Here is a 5873-nt window from a genome sequence, read left to right as displayed (position 1 = left end):
TTGTCATTCGTCAGAAGTGAGTAGAGAATAAGGAGAAGAAATGAAACCGTCAATTTATAGTTTAACACGTCAAACCATGCAGGAATGGGTTTTGGAGCAGGGAGAAAAGAAATTCCGTGCAGACCAAATCTGGGAATGGCTTTACCGTAAACGTGTCCAGTCATTTGAAGAAATGACCAACCTTTCTAAGGATTTGATTGCGAAGCTTAATGACCAGTTTGTGGTCAATCCCTTGAAACAACGTATTGTTCAAGAGTCTGCTGATGGGACAGTTAAATATCTTTTTGAATTGCCAGATGGTATGTTGATAGAGACTGTACTTATGCGCCAACACTATGGTTTGTCAGTCTGTGTGACCACTCAGGTCGGCTGTAATATCGGTTGTACCTTCTGTGCTTCTGGTTTGATTAAGAAGCAACGTGACCTCAATAACGGTGAAATCGTAGCGCAAATCATGCTGGTTCAGAAATACTTTGATGAGCGTGGTCAGGATGAACGCGTCAGCCATATCGTTGTCATGGGTATCGGTGAGCCTTTTGATAACTATAACAATGTCTTGAATTTCGTTCGTACCATCAATGATGACAAGGGAATGGCTATCGGTGCTCGTCACATTACGGTTTCAACCTCAGGTTTGGCCCATAAAATTCGTGATTTTGCTAATGAAGGAGTTCAGGTCAATCTTGCCGTGTCACTTCACGCACCCAACAATGAATTGCGCTCAAGCATCATGAAGATTAACCGTGCCTTTCCGATTGAAAAACTCTTTGCTGCTATTGAGTACTATATTGAGACAACCAACCGTCGTGTGACCTTTGAATACATCATGCTCAATGAAGTCAATGACGGTGTAGAACAAGCCTTGGAATTGGCTGAATTGCTCAAGAATATCAAGAAATTGTCTTATGTAAACTTGATTCCTTATAACCCGGTTAGTGAGCATGACCAATATAGCCGCAGTCCTAAAGAGCGCGTGATGGCCTTCTATGATACGCTTAAGAAAAAAGGGGTTAACTGTGTTGTTCGTCAAGAGCATGGAACTGATATTGATGCAGCTTGTGGACAATTGCGTTCTAATACAATGAAACGTGACCGCCAGAAAGCAGTCGCAGCAGTCAATCCGTAATGATGAAGAAAACTCATAATCATATTTTGGTCTTGGGAGTCATTTTCTATAGCATTTGTATCGTCTACTTTTGTTTTACTCCTCAAGAACATTCTCCCGTGGGAGTGGAAACTCCAGGTATTCAGCATCTTGATCGCCTGGTTTTTCTTTTGACTCCTTTCAATTCTCTTTGGAAACTGGGTGAAGTGGGTGATATGGGACAATTATATTGGATTTTTTTACAAAATATCCTCAATGTCTTCTTGCTTTTTCCTCTGATTTTCCAACTCCTTTATCTCTTTCCAAATTTAAGGAAAACAAAAAGAGTTCTTTTTTTCAGTTTTCTAGTGAGTCTTGGAATTGAGTGTACGCAGTTAGTCTTAGATTTTTTCTTTGATTTCAATCGCGTCTTTGAGATTGATGATTTGTGGACCAATACCTTGGGTGGCTATTTGGCTTGGCTACTTTATAAACGATTACATAATACTCAATGAAAATCAAAGAGCAAACTAGGAAGCTAGCCGCAGGCTGTACTTGAGTACGGCAAGGTGAAGCTGACGTGGTTTGAATTTGATTTTCGAAGAGTATAAAAACAAGATAAGGAATTAAAATGAGTATTTTAGAAGTTAAAAATCTGAGTCACGGTTTTGGTGACCGTGCAATTTTTGAAGATGTGTCCTTTCGTCTCCTCAAGGGTGAACATATCGGCCTGGTCGGTGCCAATGGTGAAGGAAAATCAACCTTTATGAGCATCGTGACTGGTAAAATGCTGCCAGATGAAGGGAAGGTTGAGTGGTCCAAATATGTGACTGCCGGTTACTTGGATCAGCACTCCGTCCTTGCTGAAGGTCAATCTGTTCGCGATGTGCTCCGTACAGCTTTTGATGAGCTTTTTAAAGCAGAAGTCCGAATCAATGACCTCTATATGGAAATGGCTGAAGATGGAGCGGATGTTGATGCTCTCATGGAAGAAGTTGGTGAACTTCAAGACCGTTTAGAGAGTCGTGATTTCTATACCTTGGATGCTAAGATTGACGAAGTAGCGCGTGCTCTTGGTGTCATGGACTTTGGCATGGATACGGATGTAACTTCTTTGTCAGGTGGGCAAAGAACCAAGGTACTTTTGGCTAAACTCCTCCTTGAAAAGCCTGATATCTTGCTGTTGGACGAGCCGACCAACTACTTGGATGCTGAGCATATTGACTGGCTCAAGCGCTATCTCCAAAACTATGAGAATGCCTTTGTTCTCATTTCACACGATATTCCATTCCTGAACGACGTGATTAATATTGTCTACCATGTGGAGAATCAACAGCTGACGCGTTATTCTGGTGACTACTACCAGTTCCAAGAAGTCTATGCCATGAAGAAATCTCAGCTAGAGGCAGCCTACGAACGTCAGCAGAAAGAAATTGCCGACCTCAAAGACTTCGTTGCTCGAAACAAAGCGCGTGTTGCAACACGAAACATGGCCATGTCCCGTCAGAAGAAATTGGATAAGATGGATATTATCGAACTGCAAAGTGAGAAACCAAAACCATCCTTTGATTTCAAACCGGCTCGTACACCAGGGCGCTTTATTTTCCAAGCCAAGGATTTGCAAATTGGTTATGACCGTCCTCTGACCAGGCCTTTAAATCTTACCTTTGAACGCAATCAAAAGGTTGCTATTATCGGTGCCAATGGTATCGGTAAAACAACTCTATTGAAGTCTCTATTGGGCATTATTCCGCCAATCGCTGGGGAAGTGGAACGCGGTGACTACCTAGAACTTGGCTACTTTGAACAGGAAGTAGAAGGCGGTAATCGCCAAACTCCTCTTGAAGCTGTCTGGAATGCCTTTCCTGCACTTAACCAAGCAGAAGTTCGTGCAGCCCTTGCTCGTTGTGGTTTGACAACCAAGCATATTGAAAGTCAAATTCAGGTCTTGTCAGGTGGGGAACAAGCCAAGGTCCGTTTCTGTCTCTTGATGAATCGTGAAAACAATGTTTTAGTGCTGGACGAGCCGACCAACCATTTGGATGTGGATGCCAAGGATGAACTCAAACGCGCTCTCAAAGAATATAAGGGATCTATCCTTATGGTCTGCCACGAACCAGACTTCTATGAAGGCTGGATGGACCAAATCTGGGATTTTAATAATTTAACTTAAGAATGAGAGTAAAAGAAATACAGTACCGAATGTGGATACTGTATTTTTTTGGTTTTTATGATTTAAAATCATAGTCTTTCACCACTTCGATGTTGTCGATAGTAATAGCAGTCGTTGGTTTATCTTTCTCATCTTTTTCGGCTTTAGCAATCTTATCTACAACATCCATACCGTCAATCACTTGGCCAAAGACTGGGTGTTTGCCATCTAGACTAGGGTTTCCCCCTTCTTTATAGGCTTCGATGATTTTCTTTGGATACTTGCTTGTAGGGAGTTTAGCAGAGGTATCTGTAGAGTTTTGGTTGATGAAGAATTGGCTACCATTGGTGTTTGGTTGACCAGTATTAGCCATAGAAAGGGCACCACGGATGTTATAGAGATAAGGAGTAATCTCGTTTTTGAAACCAGTTCCCTTGTCTTTAGTCTTATCCTTGTCATGCCAGATGGACTGACCACCTGTACCATCTCCTTTTGGATCTCCAGTTTGAACCATGAAGCCATCGATAACACGGTGGAAGGTAATGCCGTTATAGTAGCCTTCTTTGGCATGAGTGAGGAAGTTTTCAACCGCTAAAGGAGCGAGTTTAGGGAAGAGTTTAATACGGATATCTCCTTGACTTGTGTGGAGAATGACTTCAGCCTCGTCCTCAGCAACTTCTTTAGATAGTTGTGGGAAATTGGCGTTTTCGTTTGTCAAAGCATCGTTTAACTCCTTGGCAGATTGGGCAGTTACTTTGGAACTTTCTTCAGCAGCCAGACTGGAATCAACATAGTCATCACCACGCAGACTACGTTGGATACTGCTACATCCAGCAAGGGCTATAGTTGATAGTAAAAGAAGGGTTGCTAATTTTTTCATTCTGATCCTCTCAAAAATTCATTTCTACCATTGTACCCTAAAAGGAAGGGGATTTCAAATGTTAGTGATAAGGTAGTTTTAGAGAAAATCAACCAAAAAATCACTTGATTAGAGATTTTTTCTTTGGATGACGATCGATAATGTCCTGGTATTGTTCGAGTATCTGTTCCCCCTTTGGAGTCAATTTGTAGCCACGAATTGAAAATTGACTTGCTAATTCTTCTTCTGAAAAGTTGTCATGAAGGGTTTGGTCCAGATCGGCAGCCTTCATCTTAGATAGTCCTGTAATTCCCTTGCTTTTCAGAATATTCTTTTTCATAGTAGCATTGAGATGATCAAGTGAGTCAAAAGCTGTTTCAATGACTGCATAACCTTTTCCTACCAGAGTTTTTAGGTGTTTAGGGGCATCAATGCCATAAGTGTACTCAAAGTATTTAGGAAACCAGATCTTAAGAAAGCTCGTAAGGCATCACAATTCTCAAAACGTTAATTCGAAAGAATTACTATATTTTAAAAGAGCACATTTTCAAAAGATTTTTTCTTTTGGACTCAATTCCTAATTAATCAATGAACTTAATACTAGGTCTCGAAAAGAATTATGCTTCCTCTTTCTGTCTGAGTTCAAATAGGTCTTCTACTTTCAGATTAAAAACTTGAGCAATTTTAAGAGCCATCTCCAGCGAAGGATTGTAACGGTTATTTTCCAAGTGCAGAATTGTCTCGCGTCGCATGCCGATGAGGTCGGCTAACTCCTGCTGGGTCATGCCTGTGGACTCACGAACAGATTTGAGATTAGTAATAATCTTGCTTTCTTTGGCCATGCTTATCCTCTACGTTCCAAGATAAAATAGACAACCGCAAAGATGCAAATCAAGACAGCTATGCTAATAAATATCTGTCCCATGTAAAGAGTGAGAGACCCCATATACCCAATGATAACTGCTAGGATCATCAGTGCGCCTAGTATAAAAACAAACAACAAGCTAGCTGCCTTTGCTAAATTAGCATAAAAGCGTTCGTCCGGAGTTTCCTTGACATTTTTCAAAGAGAAAAAACCAAATACAATCACTTCAATAACGAGGCTAATTCCCAAAATCCATTCTTTAATACCAGAACTTACGCTAGGGGTAGCAACCCAAATTCCTACTGTATAAAAAATGCTTGCTGCAAACAAAAGTATCGTGTAAAGCTTAGCAGACAAGTCAAAAATAGTCTTCCCCTTACCTTTCTGACTTTTATGAGACCATAGTTTCATATGTAGCCAGCTCCAAATAGCTACAATTTGACATTGCACTGAAATACCAGTAATAACTAACTTGGGTCCCCAACTAAGATTAGAACCAAATAAAACAATAAAATCAATAAAGAGAGCTACGGCAATCACTGCAATGAGGCCACGCATTTTTTGACTTTTTTTCATGATAGACTCCTTTTTTTGTTATAAATATATAACATTTAAATGTTATGTTATAAATATATCACACTTAAATTTAGAAAGCAAGAATTTTATGTGTCAATGTGGTAATTATTTGAAAAAATTTTTTAATAAAAGCCCTCGCTAGTCAAACAACTAAAGAATTATTTGAAGCAATCATCGGATTTGATTTGGATAGTTTCGTTAATAATATTTGATTATAAAAAATTTTTGGAAAATCTAGATACTGTATGAATCTCTATTTATTCTTAGACTGTTATAAAGTCTAAGAATAAGCTTTGTAGGTGTAGAAGTTAATTTTTACAGAAGTGAAGTAAGCATT

General features: G+C 39.8%; 7 protein-coding genes. 3 read left to right on the top strand and 4 right to left on the bottom strand.

Translation table 11 applies throughout. From position 1 onward, the window contains the following. The first annotated feature begins 40 nt into the window (after positions 1–40). The 3 genes from rlmN (at position 41) to QZ359_RS08390 (ending at position 3257) form a co-directional block, all read left to right on the top strand. Positions 41–1126, top strand: a complete 1086-nt coding sequence (gene rlmN, locus QZ359_RS08400; RefSeq protein WP_000804762.1) for a 23S rRNA (adenine(2503)-C(2))-methyltransferase RlmN — start codon at positions 41–43, stop codon at positions 1124–1126. Further along, positions 1126–1599 (top strand): VanZ family protein, encoded by a 474-nt coding sequence (locus tag QZ359_RS08395; protein WP_173304645.1) that lies wholly within the window; start codon positions 1126–1128, stop codon positions 1597–1599. Before rlmN ends, QZ359_RS08395 begins: the two co-directional genes overlap by 1 nt. A gap of 116 nt (positions 1600–1715) precedes the next feature. Further along, positions 1716–3257 carry an ABC-F family ATP-binding cassette domain-containing protein gene (locus tag QZ359_RS08390; protein ID WP_173304643.1) on the top strand — a complete coding sequence of 514 codons (1542 nt, stop codon included), beginning with the start codon at positions 1716–1718 and terminating at the stop codon, positions 3255–3257. Between the two features lie 55 nt (positions 3258–3312). On the opposite strand, the gene QZ359_RS08385 is transcribed toward QZ359_RS08390, so the two are convergent. The 4 genes from QZ359_RS08385 to QZ359_RS08370 form a co-directional block, all read right to left on the bottom strand. Further along, positions 3313–4116: a peptidylprolyl isomerase gene (locus tag QZ359_RS08385; protein ID WP_173304641.1), complete on the bottom strand. Its 804-nt coding sequence runs from the start codon at positions 4114–4116 to the stop codon at positions 3313–3315. Between the two features lie 100 nt (positions 4117–4216). Beyond that, complete coding sequence (locus tag QZ359_RS09520; protein ID WP_345890443.1) at positions 4217–4435, bottom strand: hypothetical protein; 219 nt, start codon at positions 4433–4435, stop codon at positions 4217–4219. Positions 4436–4712: 277 nt separating this feature from the next. Next, positions 4713–4937 carry a helix-turn-helix transcriptional regulator gene (locus QZ359_RS08375; RefSeq protein ID WP_001041097.1) on the bottom strand — a complete coding sequence of 75 codons (225 nt, stop codon included), beginning with the start codon at positions 4935–4937 and terminating at the stop codon, positions 4713–4715. A gap of 2 nt (positions 4938–4939) precedes the next feature. After that, positions 4940–5536: a DUF3796 domain-containing protein gene (locus QZ359_RS08370; protein ID WP_173304639.1), complete on the bottom strand. Its 597-nt coding sequence runs from the start codon at positions 5534–5536 to the stop codon at positions 4940–4942. Positions 5537–5873 lie beyond the last annotated feature (337 nt).

The sequence above is a fragment of the Streptococcus sp. genome, from assembly GCF_019414905.1.
Classification (GTDB): domain Bacteria; phylum Bacillota; class Bacilli; order Lactobacillales; family Streptococcaceae; genus Streptococcus.
This window is presented reverse-complemented; position numbering and strand designations above follow the sequence as displayed.